This is a genomic window from Slackia equolifaciens (assembly GCF_003725995.1).
In the GTDB taxonomy this organism is placed as follows: Bacteria; Actinomycetota; Coriobacteriia; order Coriobacteriales; family Eggerthellaceae; genus Slackia; species Slackia equolifaciens.
Genome location: NZ_QIBX01000012.1, coordinates 47,742 through 73,686, shown reverse-complemented (window position 1 = coordinate 73,686; position 25,945 = coordinate 47,742). Strand labels below are relative to the sequence as shown.

Genomic DNA, 25,945 nt, shown 5'->3' with positions numbered 1-25,945 from the left:
ACTGCCTCAGCGGGGGGGATCCGTGCAGAGCGATAGGCAATTATATAGGAAAGAGCATCTCGACCGTATCTTGTAAGGTGCGGTCGAGGCGACACATCCGGCCCTTCGTGCCAAAGAAGGCAGCATGTTGAGACCGCCATTGGTGCAAGCGCTACGGGATGTGCGCCAAACGTGGCACTCGCAACTGCGCCGCGACCCATATTTGTACCCAACCGTCAAGCGGCGCGGTCCAGGAGGCGCCCTCGGGCGTGGTGGCCACCGCCTCGACGGGAGCGGCTGACTCTTCGATTACCGACCGAACTCACCGATGCCCTCGGGAACGCGGTCGGCATCGATTTGACTCGCTGGGCCCCCTCCGGGGGACACATGCGCGATATCATGGTGCTCGCGAGAAAACCGAGGTACTGAGCCGTATCGCTATAGAAAGCGTAATCGTGAAGAAAGCTATTTCTTCGGGCGGCACGGGAGAGGCGGATCTTTTAACCGCATGAGTCGGGTTATATTCTTGGGTTTGTCGTCCTGTTGTCAAGGTATATTTTTGAAGAGTGGTTTACAATCAGGACATTGTTGTCCAATCCGTATGGGTTCGGAATTACGTTTGGTCAAGTGGATGGGGAGGGGCTTGCTCTACAGATTCTTTGACGGTTGGTCATGGCGGTGACTCGCTCAATATTCACGAACAAATGTTTGCTTTATGTTATACTTCTTACGTGGCTCAGAGGTTCTATAGGGGTGCAGAATGGAAATTGAAAACGACATTATGCAATTAATCCGAACCCACAAAATGGTGGAAGGCGACAAGATTCGTTTTCCGCCCCTCGTCCTGGTAAAAAACTTGAAATTAGATTGAAAGCTCCGCAGAAGCCCGAACATCGCTTTGTGTTGTCAATTGTCGAAGGTGCAAAAAGTGGGACGTTGATTCTTGAATTGGGTACCGTCAGCCGTAAAACGTCAATGCAAATGCGCGATTCATCGAATCCTTTGATGCGTGTGGATTTGGACAACCATGCGGTTCATTCCAATCCAGATGGAGAAATGATTCATGGCTCACATATACACATTGCGACCCATGAGTACGGGGACAAATGGGCGATTCCGCTTGATCGCCAATCGCTTCTTACAGGAATTGGTTGCGACTCTAGTGCTCCTGAGGTATTTGAACAGTTTAGAATGTTTTGCGACATTGACAATACGCTTGAATTGGTTTGGTCGCTTGGGGTGTAAAAACTATGGATGTTGCGATTGCGAACAAGATACTAGATGGCTATGTGAAGTGGTGGCGTGATGCGGTTGAGGTCCATCAGGAGGGCAACGCCGTGCGTGTAATATGTCCAATGCTTGACCGTCATAATGATCATTTCAGCATCTATATGAATAATTGTCCTGAGTCAGATGAATTCGTGTTAAGTGATTTAGGAGCAACGATTTTGATTTGAGCGCTTCTGGTTGCAATGTGATCACGGGTGCTCGCCAATCAAAGTTGGATGAGGTTCTTAACGGATTCGGCATCGATCGCAATGAGGATGAGCTGTATATCGTATGTAATGACGATCGGTTGTTTTCAGCGATTAACATGTTGATGCAGGGCATGGCGACGGTCGACGATTTGTTCTTTACGGCTCGAGATAATGTCAGGAGCTATTTTTCGGAAGACGTCGGTCGATGGTTTGAGAAGCATGGAGTACGCAACTTGCCTAACATTCTTATGCGGGGACAATCTGGCTTTGAGACCAAGTTTGATTTTGTGATACCCAAGACTCCCAATACCGCGCCAGAACGGTTTATTAAAACGGTCTCAACTCCTTCGGAGCAAAGCGTTGTGAATGCTCTTTTCGGATGGGGTGACATAAAGAATGCCCGTGGGGATGATTCTGCCTTCTACCTGTTCTTGAATAAGCGGAATTGCGGTGATGGGAACATTGACGAGAGTCTTTTGCGCGCTTGCCACAACTACGATGTTCGTCCTGTTGTTTGGGGGCAGGATGAACAGAGTGTGCTGAAAGAGCTGGCTGCATAGGGGATATTAGGTGGTGAATCTAACGCTTGAGATATCCATTCACGGCAATTATGCGCAACAAACACTAGGACTAGGTGCGGCACCCATGGGTGCCGCACCTAGTCCTAGTGTTTGTTGCGCTGTGCGTTAGAAACCAATCTTTTGCTCCATATTCGGCTCGCTCATTTCAATCCCAAGCGGCATCATGGGTAATTCGGTCAATGATTGCTTTATCGCGCGCTCCATCACCAAGTCTTGAATCGTGTCGGAAATGTCGGCGCAAGAAGCAAAGCTCTTTAAGGTCGTTTTAGCGCGCGTGCCAGCGGTCGTTATAATTTGCACGACAAACGTTAATTATTGGATGATAAATGACGTTGTATACTTAGGGCGACAAGCGCGAAACCGAGTCAGGAGCAGTATGCGGTACATCAATCCAGAGAGCGCGAAGAAGGCTTTTACCGAGTTGAAGGCCTCGCCTTATTTTGTGGATAAATCTGGGTTCGTCTCCAAAATTCTTCCAAGCATCGGCATCGCGGAAAAGTACGTGTGCATTACGCGGCCGCGTCGGTTCGGGAAGGCGTTCCAATGCCCAGATGCTTGCTGTGTTTCTGTCGCTTGGTATTGATGCGGCGGAGTTGTTCGAGTGCCTCATGGTCACCCGTGACGCCACGGCTAAACGGCATCTTGGATCCCATGACGTCATCTAATCGATTTCAGCGTTTTACCCGATGGCTGCAAAGGCCACGACGACTATTTTGAATTCATTCGGGCCGGCATCGCCTCTGATCTGCGCTAGGCTTTACTGAGGATGAGGTGCGGGAGCTGTGCGAGCGTCACATAGCTCGCAATCCCAACGCGCGTGTCACCTACGACGATCTCGCCTATTGGTATGACGGCTACCTGACCGAAAATGGGGAGCGTCGGTTCAATCCGCGGTCTGTGGTGCTTTCACTCTCTGACGACAGCCTGCGCAGCTATTGGACGGAATCGGGCCCTTACGATGAGATTTACTACTATGTGCAGAATAACATCGCCGCGGTGCGTGACGACTTAGTGCGTATGGTTGCGGGCGAGCCGGTTCCTGCGCATATGCGCAACCATGCCGCATCATCTATGAGTCTATCCACGAAAGATGAGATTTTCTCCGCAATGGCGGTGTACGGGTTTCTGACCTACCATGGCGGATACGTGTCTATTCCCAACCATGAACTCATGCTCAAGTTTCAGGATCTTCTGGCCAAGGAAGATCTGGGGTACGTGGCGCGGCTCGCGCAGAGCATCGAAGAACTTTAGGCTCAACGCTTTAGCCAACGGCTCGCACAATGGCCTCCCACAGCGTCGGATTGAAGGCGGCAATGCTGTCGTAGCGCTCGGGGGAGAACAGCGAGAGCGCGCCCACAGCAAGGGCGAAGATCAGGGCGCACGCGATGAACGCCGCGATTGCTTTGCGGTGACGGACACCCAGCGGCGCGACGTTCAAATAGATGCGCCCGCTCAAGTGCCGCACGCGTTCTACGAGCTCGTCTTTCTGCGCCTGCAACGCCAACATGACGAAGGCGGCCGCGAGCACGATATACCAACCAAAGTCTCCGAAATATCGCTGCGTCACTCCCGCAGTGCGTGTGTCCACAATCAGGACGACCGCGGCAAACGCAAGCATGCAAAGCGTCGAGCCCCAAAGCCCGCGCTCCTTGAGCTCGCGTCGCACCGCGGGCAGTAAAAACACGAGCAAGGCCATGGGTACAAGCCAGAAGTATCCGCCGAACATGGGCTCCATGGGAGCCCATCCGACCGGTCTGGCCATCTCGGTGGTTTCCACAAAGGGGAACGTGAAGCTCGGATTGATAGGCTGTAGCAAATAATAAAACAGCAGCACGGGAGTAAGCAGCAGACGTTGATGGTATTGCGTCATGTCGAAGCCGGTTAGATTGTAGCTGCTGCCAAAATCGAGAACCGACCCGAATCGCGCCCAGTTGTACCACAGCAGGGGTGCGAACACCAGGGCAAATGGTATGAGCGCCGCGGCGGTTTCCTTTGCGCCCCTGCGCGAGAACAGCAGTCTCTCGTGCCTGATCTCGTTCCAGAAAAGCGGGATGGCAAGAAAGCACGCGAGAACGAACTGAGGCCTGCAGCCCAAATTGAGCGCCATGCAAAGCGATCCGGCCGCCAGGTGCCAGGCGGAGAGGCGGGTGGTGGAACGAGCCGAATCCGCGCGCTTCAGGCTCACGTGCGTCGAAATCGTCCGATTGGCGTGGCTTGAAGGGCCGCTCGGTTCTTTCCCGGAGGCGTCGTCCCTCCTAGGCGCCAACGAACCGTCTTGCGCCTCTTTGCGAGCGCCGAGCCAAAACCACAGGCCAAGGAACGTGAGCGCGAGCGAGGAAAGGATGGGAACCGAATAGAACCGCGCCACGAATACCAGATAGACAACGTTGCTGCCCGCGAACAAGAAAAGCAGCGTGGCGATGAGCGTGGCCAGCGTTACCGAGGAGCCAAAGAAGCGGCGGGCTATTCGGTAGCACAAGAGCGCCATTGCGCCTACAGTCGCCACCCCGAGCGCCACCACGGCGGCGGACGTGTCGAGCCATTGCCCCGTTATCAGCTGATAGGGCGCGAAAACAAGCACGGCAGGCACCACGCCAAAATAGCAGTAGTATTTCCCGCCGTAGAAAGCGTGGTCCCAAAAGATGGGGTTCGCGCCGCCATCGCTCGCCTCGTAGCGCGCGCCGTAGTCATAGGGATTCTCCAGCTGGGCAAGTTCGTCGGAAACGGGCAGGTCAAGCGAGAGGCTGCCGTGGATAAGGGCATCGGCGAGCCGGGCGTACTGGTCCTCGTCGATGTAATGGGCAAAGCGTTCGTGATAGGTGATTTCGCCGGGCTTCTCTCCGTCCCAGGCCATCCCGTTGAGTAGGCTTACGCCTACGAGCCCTACGGCCAGCAGGAGCGTAATTGCCGCATAGATGATTCGTCCCGCAATGGAGTCGATGGCGGGCTGACGCATGCTTGCTGCGATGTCGTGCTTCGAGTCGGATCGCTTCACGGGTGCTCCTTGGCGCTCGGTGGTTGCGGGAATTACGCAGCCGATAACTATATCCTGAATGATTTGCCCGATTGCGAAGCGGAGGTGTTGCGCACGTCAAATGTTCGTCAAGCTTGGGTCGAAACGGAAGGCACAGCAAGACGTGCCATCGTTCGTTCTTGGCGCAGCGTGCGCAAGGTGCGCACTTCTCTTTCGTGGTAAGCGCAGGTTCGTTAGGGGCGGCGTGCTCACGCTTGGGCGTCCAACGGTTTACGGGAAGGCCTGGGCGGTTCGGGGGAGAGCCGTCGCCCATCCTTGCACTTTCGTTGCAGTTGGGGGTCTTTGCGTGCGGGCGCTGCGGGGTTGCGGTATCCTGCTAAGCTATGAAAAACATTGAGCAGGCGGCGCACGGCTGCCATTCTGATTCGCGAATCGAATACGATGTGATCGAAGGCTTTGGCGGCGTGAGCTGCGACGGCCCCGCTTGCGATCGTCCGAGTGCCGTATGCGCCTCCGCGAGCGAAGCTCAAACGCCCCACGATGCGACCGGCATCCACGTATCCGGAGCCTCTCCGTTCGGCAACGGCGTCAGCGGGATTGCATCTGATGCTGCTCCCTTCGATAACGCCCCCATCGGCATCTTCGACTCGGGTTTCGGCGGTCTTACCGTCGCGCGCGAGATAGCGAAGGAGCTCCCCAACGAGTCCATCGTTTACTTTGGCGATACGGCGCGCTGCCCCTATGGCCCGCGCTCGCAGGAAGAGGTGGACGGCTTTGTGCAGCAAATTTGCGCATGGCTGGTGCAGCGCGGCGTGAAGATGCTGGTCATCGCCTGCAACACTGCAACCGCCGCCGGCCTGGAGCACGCTCAGCGCACCTTCGACATCCCCGTTATCGGCGCTGTGGAGCCGGGCGCCCGCGCTGCAGCGCGGGCCACCAAAAACCGCCGCGTGGGCGTAATCGCCACCAAGGGAACGGTGGAAAGCGAATGCTATCCGCGCGCCATTCGCCATATCGATGCCGGCATCACCGTGTTCTCTACGGCCACTCCCAAGTTCGTTGATATCGTTGAGCAGGGGATTCGCATTTCGAAAGGCCCAATTGAAGACCTCACGAGCCTTGCCTCAAAGGTCTATATCCGCCCCGCGTTCCAAGAGATCGCACAGGACTATCTGGAACCCCTGCGGCGATGCGACGTTGATACGCTCGTGCTGGGCTGCACCCATTATCCCATGCTGAAGGCCTTGATAGGCGGCGTGATGGGGCATAGGGTGCTGCTGGTGTCTTCCGCCGAGGAAATGGCCAAGGACGTTCGGGACACCCTTGCGCGTCGTGGTCAGCTGGCCGCTCCCGACAACGTGGCGGTGCGCGAGTTCTTTACCTCTTCTGCCGATGTGGAAGATTTCCAGGCGTTTGGCTCGCGCGTGTTCAACCAGCCCATTGCGCGTCCCGTTCATGTTGACCTGGGCGCATTGTAATCCGCCTGTTCGTATTTTTCGTGTTTCAGTAAGGAGTTTTCGCTCATGTTTGCAACCCGTATTGGTAACCGCAAGGATCGCGAGCTACGCCCCGTGACGCTTGAGCGCGCCGTTATGAAGAACGCCGCCGGCAGCTGCCTGGTGAAGTGCGGCGATACGCACGTGCTGTGCAGCGCCACCATCGAGGAGCGCGTGGGCTCGTGGCGCAAGGGTTCGGGCAAGGGCTGGCTTACTGCTGAGTACGCCATGCTTCCTGCTTCAACCGCAAAGCGCACGCCGCGCGAGACCAAGGGTCGCAAAGGCCGCAGTCAGGAGATAGAGCGTTTGATCGGGCGCTCGCTGCGCAACGTGTGCGACTTGTCCAATATGGGCGGCGAGGTGACCATGACCATCGACTGCGATGTGCTGCAGGCCGATGGCGGCACGCGCACTGCATCCATTACGGGCGCTTGGGTGGCGGCGTATGATGCCTTTGAGGCGTGGAAGGCGGCGGGCAAGGTTAAAGTGAATCCATTGTTTGGCCAGGTGGCGGCTGTAAGCGTGGGCCTCGTGGACGGACGCCTGCTGCTTGACCTGGATTATCGCGAAGATTCCTCTGCCGAGATCGATATGAACGTGGTCATGAACGCCAAAGGCGAGTTCGTGGAGGTTCAGGGCACGGGCGAGCAGGTGCCGTTCTCCCGCGCACGTCTGAACGACATGCTCGACATGGCGGAGGAGGGCATAGGTCGGCTTCTGACGCTTCAGCGTCAGGTGCTTGGGTTGGAGTAGGCAGCCGAGCGCGTGGGCAGCTGCCCAGAGCGCGGGCGCGAAGGCGGATGGTTTTACCGCCCGGAGCTTGAGCGATAACGTATCCACAGAATGGGAGCGGAAGAATGAAAAAGGTGCTAATTGCCACCAACAACAAACATAAGGTGGAGGAGATCGAGACCGCCCTTGATTTTGAGGGCTGGGAATTTTTGACGCTTTCCGATTGCGAGGCGTACCCTGAGCCCGAGGAGGATGCCGATACTTTTGAGGGCAATGCGCTCATCAAGGCGCGCGCTGCGCATGAGGCTACAGGCCTGGCGGCGCTTGCCGACGATTCAGGTCTGGCCGTGGATGCTCTAGGCGGCGCGCCGGGCGTATTCAGCGCGCGTTATTGCGGCGTGCACGGCGACGACGACGCGAACAACGCCAAGGTGCTTGCTGAGCTCGAGGGCGTGCCTGACTTGAAGCGCACGGCTCGTTTTGTGTGCGCGCTTGCGTTCGTGGACGAGGATGGAACCGAGACAACGGCGTTTGGCACGATCGAGGGGCGCATTGCGCACGGGCTTTCGGGCGAGGGCGGCTTCGGTTACGATCCTATGTTTTTGCCCGATGAGTTCGGCGGAGCCAAGACGCTTGCCGAGGTGACTCAGGAGGAGAAGAACGCCATCAGTCACCGTGGCAACGCTCTGCGCGCGCTGAAGGAGAAGCTCACGGCTCGCGCATAATGTTGAGGTTCGGTCGGCTCGCACTGTGTGGTATTGGGGCGCGCCTCAAACTGGGCGTGTTTTCTGGATCTGCGAGGTTCGCCTTTGCCCGTGATCTCATTTTTCCGAGTTTGCGCCAGTTTTCCTAAGTATGTAATCCTGCGGAGGGTAAATAGAACCCTCTTTTACTTGCGGCTGGTCAAAACTTCATTGAATCAATTCTTTATGGGCATATATCTATGTAAGAAATGCTTATAAAGCATCGAATTTGCTCTCGTCCATGCTGTTTGAGATGGATAAGCGGGCGCTGGCGGATTACATACTTAGAAAAACTGGCGAAACTGCGCTCAATTGACGCGAAAATGGATTACATACTTCGGCAAACTGCCAAAAGACTGAGCGACGACGCATGTCAGGGGTTTCTTGGGGGTAGAGCGGTCAGGAAAGAACCCGGAGCTCTTTCTACCGGATAACGCTGCCAGTTGGTTTGTATAGCCACGCCCTATCGTTGTATATGATTGCCGCGTCAAAGGCAGGATGTTTTCAGCAGGACAGGCGATTTCCCGGAAACAGGCAGGATGAAATCTTCGCAATCGGTTGCACAGAAGTGGAGCGGTTAGGCTATGGCGACGATTGCGCACGAAAAGAAAAAGGCCACCGACATAAGCCGATGACCTGCTCAAACGTGGAGCGGGTGACGGGAATCGAACCCGCGTCATGAGCTTGGAAGGCTCAGGTTCTACCATTGAACTACACCCGCATGGTCGGGACGACAGGATTCGAACCTGCGACATCCTGCTCCCAAAGCAGGCGCGCTACCAAACTGCGCCACGTCCCGGCGCTGTCCTCCTGTCGAACAGCTCGCCTATTATAGCAAAGAAGGCTCGGTTCTCAAGAGGTTTTTCACATCGATTACTTCACTACCAAAACAGGCACGGCCACCTCGCCGAGAAGCTTGTGGCTTACGCTGCCCATAAACTCCTTCCAGCCAGAAAGGCCGCGACTTCCTACGATTATCAAATCGTAGTCTTCCTTATCCACGAGCTTTGCAATCTCTCGTGCGGGGTCGGTGCCCTTGACGAGCAGCTCCTGCACGGTGTTATCGCCGGCGCCGTTCTCGTCCAGAATCGCCACTGCGGCATCAAGCAGCTCCCAGGCGTCCTTCTCCATCATGTTGAGAATGGAGGCGAAGCTCGTCATCTGGTCGTCGGAAAGCAGCGGAACCGCCACCACGTTTACCACATCCACCTCGATGGATTGGTCGAGTCCGGCGATGTCGCCCGCCTGGGCAAGCGCCTTTTTGCCGCATTCGGAGCCGTCGTATGCGACCAGGATCTTTTTGAGTGCCATAACGTCCTCCTTGTCGTCTGCTTCGCCCGTGCGGAATCGTCGGCATACCGTCAAAAATCGCAAGGCGGAGAGGCTTTCTCCGTATGCGTTCAGTATACCCCGTTCGATGCGAATGGATGCCGGCGAAGCCCAAACGCCGTGTCGTACGTGCGAACGTCATGCTGCGAATTGGGTTTCACGCGGCGTCTAGAATGTACGCCTGAAGTGCGAAACCACCTCCACGTGATGCGTCTGGGGGAACATATCCACCGGGGTGGCGCCCATGAGCTCATAACCTGCTTCCTCCAGACGCTTAACATCGCGCGCCCAGGTGGAAGGATTGCAGCTCACGTAAGCCATGCGCGTGGGTCCGGCTTCTGCGATGCTGCCGATGATCTCGGCAGCGAGCCCGGCGCGGGGCGGGTCTACCAGCAGCGCGTCAAGCTCGCCGAGCTCGGGAAGCTCTCGTGCTGCGTCGCCGCCGATGACCTCTATGTTGTCAAGGTGCGCCGCTTCGCTTGCGCGGCGCAGGTCGCGCACGCTTGATCCGTAGCTTTCCACGGCAAATACCATCTCGGCGGTACGTGCCATGGGCAGCGTGAACGTGCCCACGCCGCAGTACAGGTCGGCCACGTAGTCGTTTTCGCCGATTTCTAGGCCGTCGAGCGCAATCTTTACGAGCTTATCGGCTTGTGCGGTGTTCACCTGGAAAAACGACGGAGCGCTTACGGCGAACTCTTCATTTCCCACGCGTTCGCGCCAGCGTGCCGAACCACCCAAGACCTCGATGCCCTTCAGTTTGCGCGCTTTGCCGGTGTCGCTCGTCATCACGCGCACCACGCCCGTGGCCTTGACGGCTTGTTCGAGCGTCTTGGCTACCATGGCGCGAGGGAATCCGCTCGGATTGGTCCACAGGGCGATTTCCAAATCGCCCGTGCGTGCCGAGTGGCGAATGCCGACGCGATAGATTCCCAGATCGCCGCGCGAATTGAGGAAGCGCAGCGCGCCGCGCACCGCCTTGGGAACGCGCTGGATGGCCTTATGGGCCAACGGGCATGCATCCGGCGCCACGATTTCATCCGACCCCTTGCGATGGTAGCCCATCATGAAGCCTTTGCCCGGCACCTCTGCGCAGCTGAATTCGAGTTTGTTGCGGTAGCCCAGCTGCTTTTTGGATGGAACGCAAGCGGCTACCAGCTCCTGGGCGCGTTCGGGCGCGAAGCCTCCCACACGCTGCAGCTGCGACACTACGTTGTCGCGTTTTTCGGCGATCTGACGCTCGTAGCTTACCTGCTGCCAGCCGCAACCGCCGCAGATATCCGCCAGAGGGCAGGCGGGCGTCACGCGGTCGGGGGAGGGAGTCAACACTTCGTTGAGCTTGGCCTCCAGGTAGTTGCCCTTGTCGGCCGTCACCTCTGCGGAAACAACATCGCCGGGTGCCACTCCGTTCACAAATACGGCTTTTCCGCTTGCGGATCGCCCGACGCCCGCGTCTCCATAGGTGAGTCTTTCTATGGTTATTTTCTCTTGCATATATCCTCATTTCTCGCTCGGCTCATTTTACAGTATAATTTCGAACGCTAATGCGCCCTCGTAGCTCAGGGGATAGAGCACTTGCCTCCGGAGCAAGGTGCCGTGGGTTCGAATCCCGCCGAGGGCACCATTTGCGAATACGTCGGTGTTTTTCGGCGGGATTTGAACCCGTTCGGGTGGAACCGCGTTGCGAAAACTGCCCAGTGGGCAGTTTTTGGCGGTTCGCCCGAGGGCGTAAGCCCGAGGGGTGGAGCGTCCGCGCAAGCGGGCGCGGCAATCCCGCCGAGGGCACCATTTGCACGTTCATGATGCCACGCGCACCATCTATATAGTGAGAGAAAGGAAGCACGATGGCGCTGTACACCCCCGAATACAAGCCCAACGGCAACGAGATCGCTGTCATCAAGACGTCCAAGGGCGATATTCGCGTGCAGCTTGCTGGCGAGGATGCCCCTATCCATGTGGGCAATTTCGTGGAGCTCGCACGCAAAGGCTTCTATGACAACCTGAAGTTCCATCGCTATGTCCCGGGCTTCGTCATCCAGGGCGGCTGCCCCAATACGCGCGATCTCGATTCCGAGCAGGTAAAGGCTGCGGCGGGAAATCCGTGGGCGGGTCTTGGTACGGGTGGCCCCGGCTACACTATCAAACAGGAGTACACCACCAATCCTCACAACTCCCACGATGACGGCGCGCTCGCCATGGCTCGTTCCCAGATGCCTGACTCCGCGGGATCGCAGTTCTACCTCTGCCTCGGCCCGCAGCACGGCCTTGATTCCGGCTACACGGTGTTCGGCCAGACCATCGAGGGCAAAGACGTTATCGCGCAGCTTCGCGTGGGCGACGTCATCGAGACCATCGTCATCGAGAACGCAGATTAAACGTAGTAAACGCGGCTCCACCTCCGCACAGGCGACGGGCGAGGGCCCAAGGAGAAGACGGCATCTATGATTGACAATCAGTACATCGCTTCCGCGCGTGCAGCTTACCAGGCTCGAGATTTCCAGACGGCGCTTTCGCTGTTCGGGCAGTGCGTCTCGGATCCCACCATTCCGAAGGGGCCTGGGGATGTGGGCTATCTGTACCATCAGCTGGGCAACTGCTACCTTCAGCTGCAGCAGTTCGACGAGGCAATCAACGCCTACACGCAGGCAACGGCCGATGCTGCTTATGACGCGTGCGGAGCGGTGAACTGCAACCTCGCCAAGGCCTATGCCTTTCTGCACGACTACGAGGATGCGGTGGAGCATTTCGAAATCGCTGTGTCCGATGCCAAATACGATGCGCCCTATAAGGCGTATCTGGGCATGGGAAACGCGCTGCTCAAGCTGGGTAAAAATGCCGAGGCGGGCGTGGCTTTCCGCGAGGCGGCGCTCGATCAGCGCAATCCTGATCCCACGAAGGCGTTGCTCAACCTGGGCGTATGCTTCATGGCGCTCAATCGTCCCGCCGACGCCGTGCAGTCCTATGAAAGCGCGCTGCAGTTCGACATGGATCCTGCCACGCGTAACAAGATGTACGCCAATCTGGGGCAGGCCTATGTTGCCTGCAATCAGATGCAGAAGGCAATGAGCGCATTTGAAGCTGCTCTTGCCGATAAGACCTATTTCCTGAGCGAATCGGCCAGCGTGGACTACAGCTTGGCGGCCAAGGCCGTGGCTACCGGCACCGCCGCCATGCAGCCTCTCGCGGGCCAGACGCAGGCGATTGAGCCCCAGTCCGACATGTCCGGTCTGGACGTTGCGGCTGACGGCGCCCCGCTCATGGCGCAGGACCCCTACTATACGGACCCCCAGTACTTCCCGGCCGAGGCCTATGGCTATGACGTGCAGGACGGCTACGCCTCGGGCGATGACCGCTTCTTCAACGCCAGCGAGGAAGAGCTGGAGCGCTATTCCAAGAGCATTGCGAAGAAGGATCGCAAGCGCCGCAACGTGGGTCTGAAGATTCTCGTGTTCCTGTTCGCGTTGCTTTTGATCGCTGCCGCCGGTTGCGTGTTCCTCTATACGCAGGGCTATGGCTACCCCACGCAGGAGAGCGTGGTGCGCGGCCTGTTCTCCGACACGTCTAACGCTCAGGAGTACTTCACTTCCAACATGAGCGCCGACGCTGTGAACTCCGAGATGCGCGGCGTGGTGCAGGATTCCGACATCACGGTTGATTCCGTAGAGAAGAGCATGTCCAATTCCACGGTGTATGTGACCGCTCAGGCAGCCGAAGGGGGAGATGTCTCCTATCAGGTTGACATGGTGCGCGACCTCATCGGTTGGAAGGTGTCCAATATCGAGATGACATTCGCCTCGCAGCAGCAATAGCCTTTATGCCGCCGGTCGCATGTCGTGTTTCGTTCGGCGTGCGGCCCGGCTTTATGATCGCCGTCAAATGCCCAAGGCATTATCGAGAAAGGAAAAACCAGAATGGCAATTGAGAAGACCTATTCCATGCTCAAGCCCGATGCCGTGCGCAACCGCCACATGGGCGAGATCATCGCTCGCATCGAGCGCAGCGGTCTGACCATCGAGCGCATGGAGCTTGCCAACGTGACGCCCGAGCAGGCTGCCGCCAACTATGCCGAGCATGAGGGCAAGCCCTTCTACAACGGTCTGATCGAATACATCACCAGCGGCCCCGTGGTCAAGATGGTCGTTTCCGGTGAGGGCGCTATCAAGAAGATGCGTACGCTCATGGGCGCCACCAATCCCGCCGAGGCTGCCCCTGGCACCATCCGCGGCGACTTCGGCCTGATCATGGACGAGAACGTCATCCACGGCTCCGACTCTCCCGAGTCCGCTGAGCGCGAGATCGGCATCTTCTTCGGCGCGTAACCCAACTGCGTTCGATTCCTTACGGCGTGGCCGAAGAGCCTCGTCGAAAAGCAAAAGGCTCCGGAAACCCCGGAGCCTTTTTTGATGTCAGCTCATTGTTTCACGGATGACGTGGAGCATTCGCAGATTCGCGTGACTGCAAGCCGAAGAGCGCGTAAGCCCGCAGATAGACCAGAATGGCGCGCCGCGGCGGGCCAAAGTGAAGCGTAAGGTGCTTGTCGTCCCCTTAAAAGCTGCGTCTCATTTGCTGTTCTTTGATTTCGTTCTCCATCGACGAGTGGATGATGTTGCTAAAAGGCCCCATATCGCGCAGCAGGTCGTGCGAAGTGGCGGGGGAGGCCGCTTTCGTGGCGAGGTACGATACCAATGCACCCGCGTAGAACTCTGCCAAGAACTTCACGTTTGCTCGATCGAGTGAGCGGTTGCTCAAGATGAAGCGAATATCCTTCTCGAATGCGGGAACGTAAAGGCGAACCAGGTATGCCCGCAGGCCGTCTGGCTCAACGCCGCGCAGCGCCTTGCCGTAATACTCGGGGCGCTTTTGTAATGTATCGGCAAGGGCGTGCACGAATTCCGACCCGTCAAGCGAGCGAACGCCGCTCTTGCGAAACGCGTAATAGGGGAGTTCAGGCATGGCGCCGGGATCCTGAGGGTTCTCGTATACCAGATGCTCCTCGTCGAAACGGTCGTGCAGCACCTCGGCCAGATCGCTGCGGAAAATCCAGCGGATCAAATGGCTCTTATCCTCGAAGTGGTAATAGAACGTCTTGCGGTTCTTGCCCGACGCGGCAACGATATCCGACACCGAGATCTTCTCGAGGGGGGATTGGGTGGCGAGCTCGACAAACGCCTCGCCCATGATTGACATGGTGTCGACAGAACTCATAGGCCTCATCAATTCCTTTCGCGCGTCCGCTGACGTGGGCTCGTGACTCGGATGCGGGTAACGTTGAATGCGGTACAGTTTTTAAAAAATGCCCTAGGACAAACTTGGGATATTGTAGTACAGATTGATGAAAAAAGACACAAAATAAGCTCTGAACTGCGTTTTATATACAGCACTTATGAATTCCCCAGAATTTATACGAAAACGGCCAAATGACCGTAAACTAGAAAAAAATTATACAGAAATGCAAAACTGACCATCCATGAGGCTCTCAAAAGTGAGTATCCTCGCCCTAGAAAGACTGAAGGGGCCGTCTATGCGGTCATTCAGCTAGGCCGAATCCTACATTCGAGGAGGAAAACATGGATTTCGCTTTGACCGACGAACAGGAGCTGCTGCTCGAGAGTGTGCGCGAGTTCTGCGATCGCTACTTCACCGAAGACGTCATCAAGGAGATGTACGAGACGCACAGCATGCCCGATGAGATTGCCGAGGCGTACCGCGACGCCGGCTTCGGCCTGATGGGCATTCCCGAGGAGTACGGCGGAATCCCTGCCGACCGCGTGACCATCGGCCTCATGATCGAAGAGCTCTATCATCGCAGCGGCTGCATGCACATCCTGTACCAGAACTCTCTCTCCATGTTCGACATCATGGAGTTCGGTACCGAGGAGCAGAAGCAGCACGCCGTCGACCACTACATGGAGACCGGCTGGCCTATCGCTTCTCTGTCCATCTCCGAGCCGGGTGCCGGTTCCGATAACCGCTCCATGACCTGCGTCGCTAAGAAGCAGGAGGACGGCACCTATCGTCTGTCCGGCCAGAAGACCTGGGTCACCATGGGCGAGGTTCTTCCTTACACCATCGTCATCGCCAAAGACGAGGATCCCTCTCGCGACAACGGCTCCATGAGCCTGTGGTACATCAACATGGACCGCGAGGGCGTTTCCACCGCTCCTCTGCACAAGATCGGCCAGCAGTGCATTCCGTTCTGCGAGGTCTACCTGGATGACGTCGTGGTCACCGAGGCCGACCGCATGGGCAAGCCGGGCGAGGGCTTCATGATGCTTATGAAGAACTTCGAGGTCGAGCGCGCCTACATCGTGGCCGAGCAGGTTGGCCTGGCCCAGGCTGCTCTTGAGGATGCTGCCAAGTACGCCAACCAGCGCATCGCCTTCAACAAGCCGATCGCCAAGTTCCAGATGATTCAGGAAATGCTCACCGACATGGAGATTGCGGTTCAGAACACCCGCAATATGCTCTACAAGACCCTGTGGAAGCTCGACAACGGTCTGCCGGTCCAGCTCGACTCCGCGCTCCTCAAGCGCTATGGCTGCTCCGAGTGCTTCAAGGTTGCCGATATGGCCCTGAATATCTATGGCGGTCTGGGTTACACCACCGAGGTTCGCATTGGCCGTCTGTGGGCCGACCTGCGCGGTAACATGTTCGGCGGCGGCACCCATGAAATCATGGCTTACATCGCCGGCCGTCAGGTTGCTAAGAAGTACGCCGAATAGTGAGTGTTACTGTTGCGGCTTAGCGTCACACCAATTGCGGTGAACGGTGGCTAGACGTCCTAAATTGAGACGGATTATGAAGGGAATATGAAATTTCCTTCAATCCGTCCCTTTTCGTACCGGGAGCTTTCAAGCCGCGGATCGGTAGGCTTGGGCTCGCGAGGCAACCGGGTGCACCATTCGCCGCTCGAAGGCTCCGAGTTGCTCACTTTTTTGCTGCGAAATCGCGGTTCTTGTATCACAAAAAAACGAGTATTTTCGTTGACCTGGTTCAATGCGAGTAAAATCGCGAGGCTTCCAGGTGTGGTGGTGCTGTATATGCAGGACGTTTCGCAGCGGTGTTACGTGTCAATCTCAACGTAACACTTCGATTTTTACGCTATAATCTGTCCGTCCGCATCGGAGGCGAAGTGCGAAATGCCTCGAATGATGCGCAGCGGATAAGAGGCAAACCCGTTGCGTCCGAGGTCTTCGCACAGACGGACTCCGATATGCAACGCGAGAGGCAGAAGAGAAGAAACGCTACCGAGAAGGGAAAGGCACAAGATGAAAATCGTTGTTTCTTTCAAGGTCGTTCCTGACGATCAGGACATCCAGGTGTCCGGTGACCGCAGCCTGGACTACTCCAAGGCTAAGCCGATCGTCTCGACCTACGACCTGAACGCCATGGAGGCCGCCGCTCAGCTGGCCGCTGCTAACGAGGGCTCCAGCGTCGTGGGCGTCACCGTGGGTGGTTCCAAGATCGACGACTCCAAGATGAAGAAGAACGTTCTGGCCCGCGGCGTCGACGAGCTCTACATGACCGCCGACGATTCCTGCGACGGCCTTGACGCCCATGCGACCGCCGGCGCTCTGGCCGAGCTGATCGCCAAGGTGGGCGAGTACGACCTGATCCTGTGCGGCGACGGCTCTGCCGACAACTACGCGCAGCAGGTTGACGTGCAGCTGGCCGCCAAGCTGGGTCTGCCCGTTGTCAACGGTGCCACCAAGATCGAGGCCGGCGACGGCTTTGTGACCGTCGAGCGCACCCTCGAGGATGTCATCGAGACCGTCGAGGTGCCTCTGCCCGCCGTCGTGTCCGTTACTCCCGACATCGCGCTGCCCCGCATTCCCGGCATGAAGGACATCCTGGCTGCCGGCAAGAAGCCGATGAACGTTGCTGGCGCTGAGGGCTCCTATGCCAACGCCATCGAGGTCGTCGACTGCAAGGCCCCCGAGCAGGCTGACCGCAAGCTCGAGATCATGGACGCCTCCGAGGATGGCGCCATCGAGAAGTTCGCCGCCGCCATCAAGGCCGCGCTGTAAGGGAAAGGACGGATTAAGAGATGAAAGCTTTCGTTCTCGCTGAACGTTCCGACGCCGCCCGCGAGCTCTGCGCCGGCGCCCGCACCGTGGCCGACGAGGTAGTGCTCGTCGCCGTGGGCGACATGGAGGTTCCTGCCGCTTGCGCCGATAAGGTTCTGCATGTGGCTCTGCCCGAGGGCGCTGTGTTCGACGACGCCGCCGACACCGTGATTGCCGCCTTCGACGCCGAGCAGCCCGGCGCTGTGTTCGCCGAGCCCACCAAGCACGTCAAGGTTGTGGCCGGCAAGCTGGCCGCCCATGCCGGTGCTTCCGTGATCACCGATGTCATCGCCTTCGATGGCGACGTTGCCACCAACATGTACTTCGGTGGCGTGGGCCAGAAGCAGCAGAAGGCTGCTGGCTCCGTTGCCTTCTACACCGTGGGCGCTGGCGTTTTCGCCGAGGCTGAGGCTTCTGGCGCCAATGCCACCGAGGAGCTCGCTTGGGTTGCTCCCGCCAAGGCCGTCAAGCTCGTTTCCTCCAAGCCGATAGAGAAGAGCGGCGTGGATCTGTTCAAGGCTGACGTCGTTGTGGCCGCCGGCCGCGGCTTCGCCGAGAAGGACGAGCTCAAGCTCGCCGACGACCTGTGCGAGAAGCTGGGCGCTGGCCTCGGCTGCTCCCGTCCTCTCACCGAGGGCGTTGACTGGCTGCCCACCGAGGTCTACATCGGCGTGTCCGGTCTGATGCTGTCCCCCAAGGTCTATGTGGCCTGCGGTATCTCCGGCCAGATGCAGCACATGGTCGGCTGCAACCGCGCGGGTGCTCTCTTCGCCATCAACAAGGACAAGAACGCCCCCATCTTCAAGCAGTGCGACTACGGCCTGGTTGGCGACATCAAGACCGTTCTCCCTGCGCTGACCGCCGCTCTGTAAGCATCGGTTTGCGCACCGCACCGCCCGCATGCGCGGGCAGGGTGGACGCTGGTCATTAAGCACGTGAGGGCGCGTCTTCGGGCGCGCCCTCAATCTAGAATGCAGCGAGCGATACCCCTCGCGGCATGCCCGGAATCATTCCGGGGCCTTAACCCCCTGTGAAAGGATGTAAGCCAATGGCTGACTTCGACGCAATCGTCGTGGGTGCCGGCTGCGCCGGCTCTGTGGCGGCGTACGAGCTCGCAAAAGCGGGCAAGTCCGTGCTCGTCGTCGAGCGCGGCAACTACGCCGGCGCGAAGAACATGACGGGCGGCCGTATCTACGGCCACTGCCTGCGTGCCGTGTTCCCCGACAACTTCGACGAGATTCCGTTCGAGCGCAAGGTTTCGCACGAGCGCATCTCGCTGATGTCCCCCAACTCCAACTTCACCATCGACTTCGCCTCCGATAAGCTTCTGGAGGACGGCAAGGAGTCCTACACCGTGCTTCGCGGCACGTTCGACCAGTGGCTGGCCGAGCAGGCCGAGGACGCCGGCGCCGAGTTCATCTACGGCATCGCCGTTGAAAAGCTCGTGAAGGACGATTCCGGCAAGGTCGTGGGCATTTTCGCCGGCGAGGACGAGATCACCGCTGACGTTGTGGTGCTCTGCGACGGCGCTAACTCTCTGCTCGCGGATCAGGCCGTGGGCGCTCCCAAGCCCTCCGCGGCTCAGATGGCTGTGGGTGTGAAGGAAGTGTTCGAGCTCTCCGAGGAGGAGATCGACAAGCGCTTCCAGTGCAATCCCGGCGAGGGTGCTGCATGGCTGTTCGCAGGCGACTGCACGCATGGCACCTTCGGTGGCGGCATCATCTACACCAACAAGGAGTCCATCTCCATCGGCATCGTGGCCGGTATCGAGGCTACTGCCGAGAAGGCTACCGTGCCGGTGTATCAGATGCTCGAGGACCTGAAGAACCGTCCCGAGATCGCCCCTGTGCTCAAGGGCGCCAAGCTCGTTGAGCACTCTGGCCACATGGTTCCCGAGGGCGGCATCACCACGATGCCCGACCTGATCGGCGACGGCGTTCTGCTCGCGGGCGACAACGCCACCATGTGCGTGAACCTCGGCTACACGGTGCGCGGCATGGACTATGCCGTGGCTGCTGGCCAGATGGCGGGTCAGTCCGCCGCCAAGGCTCTTGACGCTGGCGACACTTCCAAGGCCGGTCTGCAGTGCTACGTGGACGCCCTGGAGAACTCCTTCGTTCTCAAAGACCTGCGCCAGTTCAAGAACGTGCCTAACTTCATGGAGCACTTCGATCGCATGTTCTGCGGCTATCCGGAGATGATTCGCGACATGATGAACGGCATGTTTGTGGTGGACGGCACCCCCGTGCCCCCCATGAAGAAGACCATGATGCCGATCGTTAAGAGCATGGGCTTCATGAACCTGTTCAAGGACGTGAAGGGAGCAATGAAGGCCCTATGAGTCGTGACATCAAATTCACCGTCAATGTCGACGAGTACCTGTCGCTGAACAAGTACGAGGTTGACGAGTCCAACGCTCACATCGAGCTGGTGGACGAGCCCTCTGACGAGGAGTTCGACAAGCTCATCATGGTGTGCCCGGCCGCGCTGTACAAGCGTGACGAGGAAGGCCGCAAGTCTTTCGACTACGCTGGTTGCCTCGAGTGCGGTACGTGCCGCGTTGCCTGTGGCGACACCATCATCAAGAAGTGGGAGAACCCGCAGCCCACGATGGGTATCGAGTACCGCTTCGGCTAAGATTTATGCGCCGCCCGTTTTCGGGCGGCGTTTTTTATTCCCTGATGTTTTGGCAAAGTTTCAGGGTCGGGTCAATCGTGCCTCTGGAGGGCGGACAAACGCAGTGGAACCGATCCGGAGGTCGGTTTAAGCCATAATGGATCGCGGCTGAGGGCCGAATGCATCTCCCAGTTCTCGTCCTACTTTGTGAAGGGTTGAGAATGAAAAACTAGGCTGGTCATATTTGCCTCCAATGGGCGGCCAGGCAGCTTGCGTACGCCGCCGCGGTCAAATTCGCCTCCAATGGGCGGCGCGCGGTCGCGGGTTAAACAAACGGCGATTTGTTGCATTGCAAACGTTGCTCCGAAACAAACGCCGATTTGCTGCAGTTTTAGGACGCCTCTTCGAGTAGCCCAATCGGCGCGACGCTGTGAACTGGGGAAACGAAGAGCCCAACGGCAGTGTACTTGGGGCACCCCTCGAAAACTGCAGCAAATCGGCTTTTGTTTGCGAGGGCGACCTTTACGCGGTTGCAGAGCGACGTCCATACTGCAGCAAATCGCCGTTTGTTTTCGGAGCGACTTTTTACACGAGGCAAATTTGACCAGCCTGCCGAAAAACGTACGGTTTAGTTGCCCATTGGAAGCAAATTTGACCATTCAATAGCGTATTCCAAACCAATCGGCCTTCTTGCCCTTGAGGTAAGGAGGCCGATTCGACGATTTGCTCTGTAGCTCCGCGTTTGCGCACAATATAGGCACATTTAAACGTGGACAATGGGCGCGTCCATGCGACTGGGGCGATCTCATGGGGCGTTCTTGCGGTCTTGCGTACCCCAGGTGAGGCACTAGGGAAGCACTAAGGAAGCACTGGGGAGGCACTGGGGGAGAGCTCGCACGCGTGATAACCCTGAAGCCATTTGCGGCCGTTTGTGACGAAATGCTAGAGAAGTCGTTAGGGGAGGGCCTATCCGAAGCTTCTGCGGCTGCTCGCGGCGCAATGCCAGGGAGACGCCGCAGGAGGGTCCGTAGGCATGCGCGGTGGCTGAAGTGGGTCGCTATTCAGTGCGATGCATATTGATGTAGTCCAAAAGCTCCGAACGCTTATGGACGTGCATCTTGGAGTAGATATGACGCACGTGGGTCTGCGTGGTATAGGGCGATATGACGAGCTTCTTAGAGATGCTATCGATGGTATAGCCACGCGCGAACAGCTTGAGGATCTCGCCTTCGCGCCTAGAGAGCGCGAACTCGGCGATGGCGGCGTCGCACACCTCTTCGACCTCGTTATTCTTGGATGGGGCAGTGGTGAGCTGCAGAATCACGCTTTCCTGACGCATGAGTGGAATGAGGCAGATGGCAAGCAGGCACAGGAAGACGATCGCCGTCTCGGTGGAAAGCTGCTCGTGAAGCACGGGGTTCTGCTCGTAGAACACGGCCACGCTGTCGCCGAAGAAGAACCCCAGGCGCACCACGGCGCTGGACATGCCGAAAGCCATGGCGGTGGCCACAAAGCCCTTAGCAGAAAGCGTGCCGAAGTAGCCGATTAGCATAACCTCGAAGATGCCGGCGATTGCCACCGTGATAATAAATGAATAGGGGTACAGCAGGGGATCGCCGTTAACGAAGAGCGAAATCGCCGCCACCGTGACCACCAGCAGCCAGGGGAGGAAACGGTAGGTGACGATGCTCTTGGAGATGGTCGCCTGGCAGACGGCGATAACGCCGGCGGCCAGGGCCGAGCACGAAATGCCAATCACGTACGACATGCCGTCGGGCCAGATGCTGCCCGGGCTCAGCATGTCTGACGGGATGATGGCGATGTTGTAGTAGCAGGCCGCACATCCAATGAAGATGGTCACAGAGATGATCACCGTGGGTTTAAGCGTCTTCTTGCGCGTGTCCGTGGGGAGAAGCGTGGGGAGCGGGGTAGCGCCGAGCGCCTTGCTTTCATAAAGGTAGAGAACCACGCTCGCGATGGGGAGCAGCGTCACAAACGCTACGGCCACGATGTGAGGCGCAATGGTGGTGAAGAGCATTGAGGCGAGCATTACTATGCCGAACACGCCCAGGAACTTATGGGTGGAGAACGAGGACTTCTTGCGAGCGTGATATTCGCCCAGTCCGATCCAGATGATGGCGTTGGAGAGGCCGAAGAGGAGAGGGAATACCACGAGTGCCGCTACAGTGTTTAAAACAGCGTTGCTCCACAGCGTGTAAGACGCTGTGGCCCCTGCGGCAACGACGCCGGCGACGATCATCAGCGACGGCATCTGATAGAGCCGCTTATCTATCTTATTAAAGAGGTTCGCCAGAACCAGAAACGCGATTCCCGACGCGGCGAGTGTCGCAAGCCACGAAAACGTGACGTTATCGGACAGTAAATTGCTATGCACGAAGATGTTGGGCGTGAACCAGAGACTGTAATACCACGCGAGCAAGAGCGTCGTGGCGAGATAGTACAATCCGAAACGCTCCTTGGTTTCTTCCGTCAATCTGGTGACGGAAGAGCCTGAATTCTGTTCCAAGGCATCCTCGCTTCCTATGGATTACTTATCTATCTATCGTCGAACTCTATAAAAGAGTACTTCAAATCGCGGTGTTTCCAAGGGTGATTACTTAACCTCCGTGCAATTGTTACGTACTCAAGATACAGGATAACGCCACGTGAGGTACATCCCTAAAAATTGAGTAGCCACAAAAAACCTGATAGCGAGTATTCCGGTAATGACGATTTCATGGCGTTCGAGCGATACCCGTTTTCGTCTCCGCGGCACAAAATGCCCACATCTGGTCTTGCGAACCGCTGAAGCATGCCGAACGAGGTGTGAGGCATGCCAAGCGACAAGCAAGGGGCATTCACCCGTGAAAGGAGGCGGATGCACGTCGGCATAGGGGGCCGAAACGCGAGCCGTCTTAAGGCGGCAAGACGATTTCCCTCAACGCCTATATTCCTCGGATGCTCGAAGCGAACATGAATCGCGTGAGCGCGAACCTTACCTTAGGCGAACGATCTTCCAAGGGCTATAGACAAGAAGGGACGTCTTAATTCCTGCGAAGCGTGAGAGGGTTTCGCAGGCCTTACTTGAGAAAGGGAAAACATTATGTCTTTTCTTGCTAAGAGCAAGGGCGAAGTGACCTACAAGGACATTAGCGGTATCCACAAGTGGTTCCTGATCGTCCTCATTTCCATGGGTTCTTCCGTTATCTACACCCCGATGTATCTGAAGAACGTTTTCTACGAGCCCCTGATGCAGGGTCTCGGTTGCACCAACGCCGACCTCGGCGCTCTGGTGTCTTGCTACGGCATCGCGGCAGTTATCTGCTACCTGCCTTCCGGCATCTTCGCGGATAAGTTCCGCATGCGCACCCTGGCATGGATCGGCTTCGGCGGCACCGCCATCCTGACCTTCATCTATGCCACGCTGCCCTCGCTGTTCATGTGCTACATCCTGTTCATCGGCATGGGCATTACCTCCATTCTCATTTGGTGGGGCACCCGCTTCAAGGTCATCCGTCTGTGCTGCGAAGAGGACGAGTATCCTGCTCGCATCGGCGTGAGCTACTCCATCTACGGCGTTGCCGGTCTGGTTGTTGGCCTGATCAACGCTGCTATCGTTGCCGCCATCCCCGTGCCTGCCACCGGCGTCACCATGGTTCTGGTGTTCCTCGGCGTTGTGCTTGCTGTCATGGCTGTGCTGTCCTACGTCTTCATCCCCGACTTCAAGGGCGAGATCGACACCACCAGGACGAAGTTCTTCAACATGGCCGACTACGCTGAGGCACTCAGGACCCCCGGCGTTATCTGGGCCTGCCTCGCGTACTTCGCCGTGTACTGCGTGTACCAGGGCGCTACCTACACCACCCCGTACATGACCGCCATGGGCGTTGACCCCAACCTCGTGAACGTCGCCGGCCTCATCCGTACCTATGGTATCGGCCTGCTCGCTGGCCCCATCCTGGGTGTTGTGGCTGCTCGCATCAAGTCCACCAAGACCATCCTCGGCTGCTTCATCTTCGCGATCGTGTGCCTGGGCGTGTTCATCATGCTGCCTCAGGATCCCGGTCTGGGCATGGTTGCTCTGGCTCTGGTCGTCGTGTTCGGCTTCTTCACCTACGGCGCCTTCTCCATCGGCTCCTCGCCGCTGTCCGAGCTGGGCATCCCGATGCGTATCTTCGGTACCGCCGCTGGCATCCTGTCCGTTGTTGGTTACATCCCCGACGTGTTCATCCACACCTGGTATGGCTCCATCATCGACGCTCAGGGTACCGCTGCCTACAACATGATCTTCGCCATCGAGATCGCCTTCGCAGTCTTCGGTGTGGTCATGCTGCTGCTGTGCCTGCGTGCCGTTAAGAAGAACGCTGCTGCGAACGCTCAGAACTAACGCGTAATCCACCCCCCGCCGACGAAGTGACCGTCGGGAACTCTCCAGATACAAGGGGGCGGACGGCAAAAGCCTGCCCGCCCCGTGAAACCCCTTGACAAGACCTATGAGACGCATGATTAACGCATGCTTCTCATGAGCGGTACGCAGTTGGAAGCCTCCTTTGTCCACCCAGCCCTCCCGGGCACCGCTCATGAGGCGCATACGCCCGCCTGATATGGCGTACGTCTTTGGTAATTCGGCCCGAAGCCGCAAGGCGGAGGACCGGAAGGTGAAATCCGAAACTACAGGAGGTTGACATGGATTTCAAACTGTCCGACGAGCAGCAGCTGATCGTGGATTCCTATCGCGACTACATGGAGTCCGAGAACTGGGAGACTTACTTCCATGAGTGCGACGAGAAGCACGAGTACCCGCTGCGCTGGACCAAGGGTCTGTGCGAGCTCGGCTTCGACCGCATCATGCTCGACGAGGAGCATGGCGGCTTGGGCCTCGAGGAGCCCATCACCACGCTGATGGCCATCTACGAGGTGCTCGGCCAGTATGGCGCCCCCACCTATGTCCTGTATCTGCTGACCGGTTACAACACCATCGTCCGTGAGGGCACCGAGGAGCAGATCGAAGCCTGCCTGAAGTACCTTGGTACCGGCGAGCAGGTAGTCAACTCCGCCTGCACCGAGCCCGGCGCCGGCTCCGACGTGTCTGGCCTGCAGACCACCTATCAGCGTCGCGACGGCAAGATCTACCTGAACGGCACCAAGACCTTCATCACCTCCTCCAAGGGCGTGAAGTACCTGATCATCATGTGCCGCGACGCCGACAATCCGGACACCATCTCCGAGTTCTTCGTCGATATGTCCAAGCCGGGCGTTTCCCTGTCGCCTCTGACCAAGCTGGGCCTGCGCATGGACTCCTGCTGCGAGGTCTACCTCAACGACGTTGAGATGGAGGAGAAGGACTTCTTCGGCAAAGAGGGCAACGGCTTCAACCGCGGCGTTTCCGACTTCAACTTCGAGCGCTGGCTCGTGGGCGCCTGCGACTACGGCACCGCTATCTCCGCTTTCGAGGATGCCGCTAAGCATGCTTGGACCCGCGTTGCTTTCGGCAAGCCGATCGCTCGCTTCCAGCTGAACTCTCTGAAGTTCTGCAACATGAAGATCAAGCTCGACGCCATGCGCAATATGCTGTACGAGGCCGCTTGGAACGCCGACGTCAACCTGGGTGGCGACGTCGACGCCGGTCAGGCCGCTCGCTGCAAGTACTACTGCGCCAACGCTTCCTTCGAGGTTGTTGACGACGCCATGCAGATCCTCGGCGGCATCTCCGTTGCTTCCGAGCACCGCATCAACCGCATCTGGCGCGACCTGCGCGTCGACCGCATCTCCGGCGGCACCGACGAGATGATGATTCTCACCGGTTCCAAGATGGCCATCAAGCCCTACCGCCAGTAAGTTGAATCCGGGCGGCCACTCTCGCCGCCCGCTTCACCTCCTGCGGGCGCCCGCAGCATTGCGGGCCCTCGCAGGCGAGCCATCCCTCGAAAGATGACTCAAGCAGTTTCTAA

Annotated in this window: 24 protein-coding genes and 3 tRNA genes; 19 read left to right on the top strand and 8 right to left on the bottom strand. The window is 57.9% G+C overall.

The genetic code is table 11. The annotated features are described in order from the left end of the window. Positions 1-765 precede the first annotated feature (765 nt). From DMP06_RS11345 to DMP06_RS07485, 3 genes are read left to right on the top strand one after another with little or no spacing between them, the layout of a single operon-like run. Positions 766-1,224, top strand: a complete 459-nt coding sequence (locus DMP06_RS11345) for a DUF6978 family protein (RefSeq protein WP_380783197.1) — start codon at positions 766-768, stop codon at positions 1,222-1,224. Between the two features lie 5 nt (positions 1,225-1,229). Next, positions 1,230-1,436, top strand: a complete 207-nt coding sequence (locus DMP06_RS07490) for a DUF1828 domain-containing protein (RefSeq protein ID WP_123209120.1) — start codon at positions 1,230-1,232, stop codon at positions 1,434-1,436. Then, complete coding sequence (locus DMP06_RS07485; protein ID WP_123209119.1) at positions 1,433-2,017, top strand: DUF1829 domain-containing protein; 585 nt, start codon at positions 1,433-1,435, stop codon at positions 2,015-2,017. The genes DMP06_RS07490 and DMP06_RS07485 overlap by 4 nt, the downstream gene beginning before the upstream one ends. A gap of 126 nt (positions 2,018-2,143) precedes the next feature. Here DMP06_RS07485 and DMP06_RS07480 read toward each other — a convergent pair whose 3' ends face one another. Beyond that, a complete protein-coding gene (locus DMP06_RS07480) occupies positions 2,144-2,338 on the bottom strand; it encodes a hypothetical protein (protein WP_123209118.1) in 195 nt (64 codons plus the stop codon). Between DMP06_RS07480 and DMP06_RS11945 the strand changes: the two genes are divergently transcribed. Together DMP06_RS11945 and DMP06_RS07475 are read left to right on the top strand one after the other, a co-directional pair. Further along, the gene (locus DMP06_RS11945; RefSeq protein WP_476712874.1) at positions 2,268-2,621 is read left to right on the top strand and encodes an AAA family ATPase; all 354 of its coding nucleotides are present in this window, start codon (positions 2,268-2,270) and stop codon (positions 2,619-2,621) included. The two genes, DMP06_RS07480 and DMP06_RS11945, sit on opposite strands and share 71 nt — an antisense overlap. Before the next feature lie 188 nt (positions 2,622-2,809). Further along, on the top strand, positions 2,810-3,289 hold the full coding sequence (locus DMP06_RS07475) for a hypothetical protein (RefSeq protein ID WP_123209117.1): 480 nt from the start codon (positions 2,810-2,812) through the stop codon (positions 3,287-3,289). Between the two features lie 10 nt (positions 3,290-3,299). Here DMP06_RS07475 and DMP06_RS07470 read toward each other — a convergent pair whose 3' ends face one another. Then, on the bottom strand, positions 3,300-5,033 hold the full coding sequence (locus tag DMP06_RS07470) for a hypothetical protein (protein ID WP_123209116.1): 1,734 nt from the start codon (positions 5,031-5,033) through the stop codon (positions 3,300-3,302). 362 nt (positions 5,034-5,395) lie between these two features. Between DMP06_RS07470 and murI the strand changes: the two genes are divergently transcribed. The 3 genes from murI (at position 5,396) to rdgB (ending at position 7,965) form a co-directional block, all read left to right on the top strand. Further along, positions 5,396-6,490: a glutamate racemase gene (murI, locus tag DMP06_RS07465; RefSeq protein ID WP_245962425.1), complete on the top strand. Its 1,095-nt coding sequence runs from the start codon at positions 5,396-5,398 to the stop codon at positions 6,488-6,490. A gap of 45 nt (positions 6,491-6,535) precedes the next feature. Next, positions 6,536-7,261 carry a ribonuclease PH gene (gene rph / locus DMP06_RS07460; RefSeq protein ID WP_123209115.1) on the top strand — a complete coding sequence of 242 codons (726 nt, stop codon included), beginning with the start codon at positions 6,536-6,538 and terminating at the stop codon, positions 7,259-7,261. Positions 7,262-7,365: 104 nt separating this feature from the next. Next, positions 7,366-7,965 (top strand): RdgB/HAM1 family non-canonical purine NTP pyrophosphatase, encoded by a 600-nt coding sequence (rdgB, locus tag DMP06_RS07455; RefSeq protein WP_123209114.1) that lies wholly within the window; start codon positions 7,366-7,368, stop codon positions 7,963-7,965. 665 nt (positions 7,966-8,630) lie between these two features. Here rdgB and DMP06_RS07450 read toward each other — a convergent pair. The 4 genes from DMP06_RS07450 to rlmD form a co-directional block, all read right to left on the bottom strand. Further along, positions 8,631-8,704 (bottom strand) — tRNA-Gly (locus DMP06_RS07450). Position 8,705: 1 nt separating this feature from the next. Continuing rightward, positions 8,706-8,782 (bottom strand) — tRNA-Pro (locus DMP06_RS07445). A gap of 74 nt (positions 8,783-8,856) precedes the next feature. Next, complete coding sequence (locus DMP06_RS07440) at positions 8,857-9,294, bottom strand: universal stress protein (RefSeq protein ID WP_123209113.1); 438 nt, start codon at positions 9,292-9,294, stop codon at positions 8,857-8,859. A 186-nt stretch (positions 9,295-9,480) separates the two neighbouring features. Continuing rightward, a complete protein-coding gene (rlmD, locus tag DMP06_RS07435; protein WP_123209112.1) occupies positions 9,481-10,806 on the bottom strand; it encodes a 23S rRNA (uracil(1939)-C(5))-methyltransferase RlmD in 1,326 nt (441 codons plus the stop codon). A 54-nt stretch (positions 10,807-10,860) separates the two neighbouring features. Here rlmD and DMP06_RS07430 point away from each other — a divergent pair. The 4 genes from DMP06_RS07430 (at position 10,861) to ndk (ending at position 13,631) form a co-directional block, all read left to right on the top strand. Next, positions 10,861-10,936, top strand: a tRNA-Arg gene (locus DMP06_RS07430). A gap of 220 nt (positions 10,937-11,156) precedes the next feature. Beyond that, positions 11,157-11,687 carry a peptidylprolyl isomerase gene (locus DMP06_RS07425; protein WP_123209111.1) on the top strand — a complete coding sequence of 177 codons (531 nt, stop codon included), beginning with the start codon at positions 11,157-11,159 and terminating at the stop codon, positions 11,685-11,687. Between the two features lie 69 nt (positions 11,688-11,756). Then, positions 11,757-13,121, top strand: a complete 1,365-nt coding sequence (locus DMP06_RS07420; RefSeq protein WP_380783195.1) for a tetratricopeptide repeat protein — start codon at positions 11,757-11,759, stop codon at positions 13,119-13,121. A 102-nt stretch (positions 13,122-13,223) separates the two neighbouring features. Continuing rightward, positions 13,224-13,631 carry a nucleoside-diphosphate kinase gene (ndk, locus tag DMP06_RS07415; RefSeq protein WP_123209109.1) on the top strand — a complete coding sequence of 136 codons (408 nt, stop codon included), beginning with the start codon at positions 13,224-13,226 and terminating at the stop codon, positions 13,629-13,631. 226 nt (positions 13,632-13,857) lie between these two features. Here the strand turns inward: ndk and DMP06_RS07410 are convergent, their stop codons facing one another. Then, the gene (locus DMP06_RS07410) at positions 13,858-14,517 is read right to left on the bottom strand and encodes a TetR family transcriptional regulator (RefSeq protein ID WP_123209108.1); all 660 of its coding nucleotides are present in this window, start codon (positions 14,515-14,517) and stop codon (positions 13,858-13,860) included. Positions 14,518-14,879: 362 nt separating this feature from the next. Between DMP06_RS07410 and DMP06_RS07405 the strand changes: the two genes are divergently transcribed. From DMP06_RS07405 to DMP06_RS07385, 5 genes are all read left to right on the top strand, one after another. Further along, positions 14,880-16,034 carry an acyl-CoA dehydrogenase family protein gene (locus DMP06_RS07405; RefSeq protein WP_123209107.1) on the top strand — a complete coding sequence of 385 codons (1,155 nt, stop codon included), beginning with the start codon at positions 14,880-14,882 and terminating at the stop codon, positions 16,032-16,034. 546 nt (positions 16,035-16,580) lie between these two features. Further along, the gene (fixA, locus tag DMP06_RS07400) at positions 16,581-17,339 is read left to right on the top strand and encodes a putative electron transfer flavoprotein FixA (RefSeq protein ID WP_123209106.1); all 759 of its coding nucleotides are present in this window, start codon (positions 16,581-16,583) and stop codon (positions 17,337-17,339) included. 20 nt (positions 17,340-17,359) lie between these two features. Beyond that, on the top strand, positions 17,360-18,250 hold the full coding sequence (locus DMP06_RS07395; RefSeq protein ID WP_123209105.1) for an electron transfer flavoprotein subunit alpha/FixB family protein: 891 nt from the start codon (positions 17,360-17,362) through the stop codon (positions 18,248-18,250). A gap of 176 nt (positions 18,251-18,426) precedes the next feature. Next, positions 18,427-19,719, top strand: a complete 1,293-nt coding sequence (locus tag DMP06_RS07390) for an FAD-dependent oxidoreductase (protein ID WP_123209104.1) — start codon at positions 18,427-18,429, stop codon at positions 19,717-19,719. Then, positions 19,716-20,015 (top strand): ferredoxin family protein, encoded by a 300-nt coding sequence (locus DMP06_RS07385; protein WP_123209103.1) that lies wholly within the window; start codon positions 19,716-19,718, stop codon positions 20,013-20,015. The genes DMP06_RS07390 and DMP06_RS07385 overlap by 4 nt, the downstream gene beginning before the upstream one ends. Before the next feature lie 1,036 nt (positions 20,016-21,051). Here the strand turns inward: DMP06_RS07385 and DMP06_RS07380 are convergent. Then, complete coding sequence (locus DMP06_RS07380) at positions 21,052-22,521, bottom strand: helix-turn-helix domain-containing protein (RefSeq protein WP_123209102.1); 1,470 nt, start codon at positions 22,519-22,521, stop codon at positions 21,052-21,054. Positions 22,522-23,097: 576 nt separating this feature from the next. Here DMP06_RS07380 and DMP06_RS07375 point away from each other — a divergent pair. Both DMP06_RS07375 and caiA read left to right on the top strand, forming a co-directional pair. Further along, a complete protein-coding gene (locus DMP06_RS07375) occupies positions 23,098-24,381 on the top strand; it encodes an MFS transporter (RefSeq protein ID WP_123209101.1) in 1,284 nt (427 codons plus the stop codon). A gap of 299 nt (positions 24,382-24,680) precedes the next feature. After that, a complete protein-coding gene (gene caiA / locus DMP06_RS07370; protein WP_123209100.1) occupies positions 24,681-25,832 on the top strand; it encodes a crotonobetainyl-CoA dehydrogenase in 1,152 nt (383 codons plus the stop codon). The last annotated feature ends 113 nt before the right edge of the window (positions 25,833-25,945 follow it).

Coding starts and splice junctions, on each gene's coding strand:
- rlmD (WP_123209112.1), bottom strand. CDS start 10,806: ATGCAAGAGAAAATAACCATAGAAAGACTCACCTATGGAGACGCGGGC.
- DMP06_RS11945 (WP_476712874.1), top strand. CDS start 2,268: ATGTCGGCGCAAGAAGCAAAGCTCTTTAAGGTCGTTTTAGCGCGCGTG.
- DMP06_RS07425 (WP_123209111.1), top strand. CDS start 11,157: ATGGCGCTGTACACCCCCGAATACAAGCCCAACGGCAACGAGATCGCT.
- caiA (WP_123209100.1), top strand. CDS start 24,681: ATGGATTTCAAACTGTCCGACGAGCAGCAGCTGATCGTGGATTCCTAT.
- DMP06_RS07385 (WP_123209103.1), top strand. CDS start 19,716: ATGAGTCGTGACATCAAATTCACCGTCAATGTCGACGAGTACCTGTCG.
- DMP06_RS07395 (WP_123209105.1), top strand. CDS start 17,360: ATGAAAGCTTTCGTTCTCGCTGAACGTTCCGACGCCGCCCGCGAGCTC.
- rph (WP_123209115.1), top strand. CDS start 6,536: ATGTTTGCAACCCGTATTGGTAACCGCAAGGATCGCGAGCTACGCCCC.
- DMP06_RS07375 (WP_123209101.1), top strand. CDS start 23,098: ATGTCTTTTCTTGCTAAGAGCAAGGGCGAAGTGACCTACAAGGACATT.
- DMP06_RS07440 (WP_123209113.1), bottom strand. CDS start 9,294: ATGGCACTCAAAAAGATCCTGGTCGCATACGACGGCTCCGAATGCGGC.
- ndk (WP_123209109.1), top strand. CDS start 13,224: ATGGCAATTGAGAAGACCTATTCCATGCTCAAGCCCGATGCCGTGCGC.
- rdgB (WP_123209114.1), top strand. CDS start 7,366: ATGAAAAAGGTGCTAATTGCCACCAACAACAAACATAAGGTGGAGGAG.
- fixA (WP_123209106.1), top strand. CDS start 16,581: ATGAAAATCGTTGTTTCTTTCAAGGTCGTTCCTGACGATCAGGACATC.
- DMP06_RS07490 (WP_123209120.1), top strand. CDS start 1,230: ATGGATGTTGCGATTGCGAACAAGATACTAGATGGCTATGTGAAGTGG.
- DMP06_RS07390 (WP_123209104.1), top strand. CDS start 18,427: ATGGCTGACTTCGACGCAATCGTCGTGGGTGCCGGCTGCGCCGGCTCT.
- DMP06_RS07410 (WP_123209108.1), bottom strand. CDS start 14,517: ATGAGTTCTGTCGACACCATGTCAATCATGGGCGAGGCGTTTGTCGAG.
- DMP06_RS07405 (WP_123209107.1), top strand. CDS start 14,880: ATGGATTTCGCTTTGACCGACGAACAGGAGCTGCTGCTCGAGAGTGTG.
- murI (WP_245962425.1), top strand. CDS start 5,396: ATGAAAAACATTGAGCAGGCGGCGCACGGCTGCCATTCTGATTCGCGA.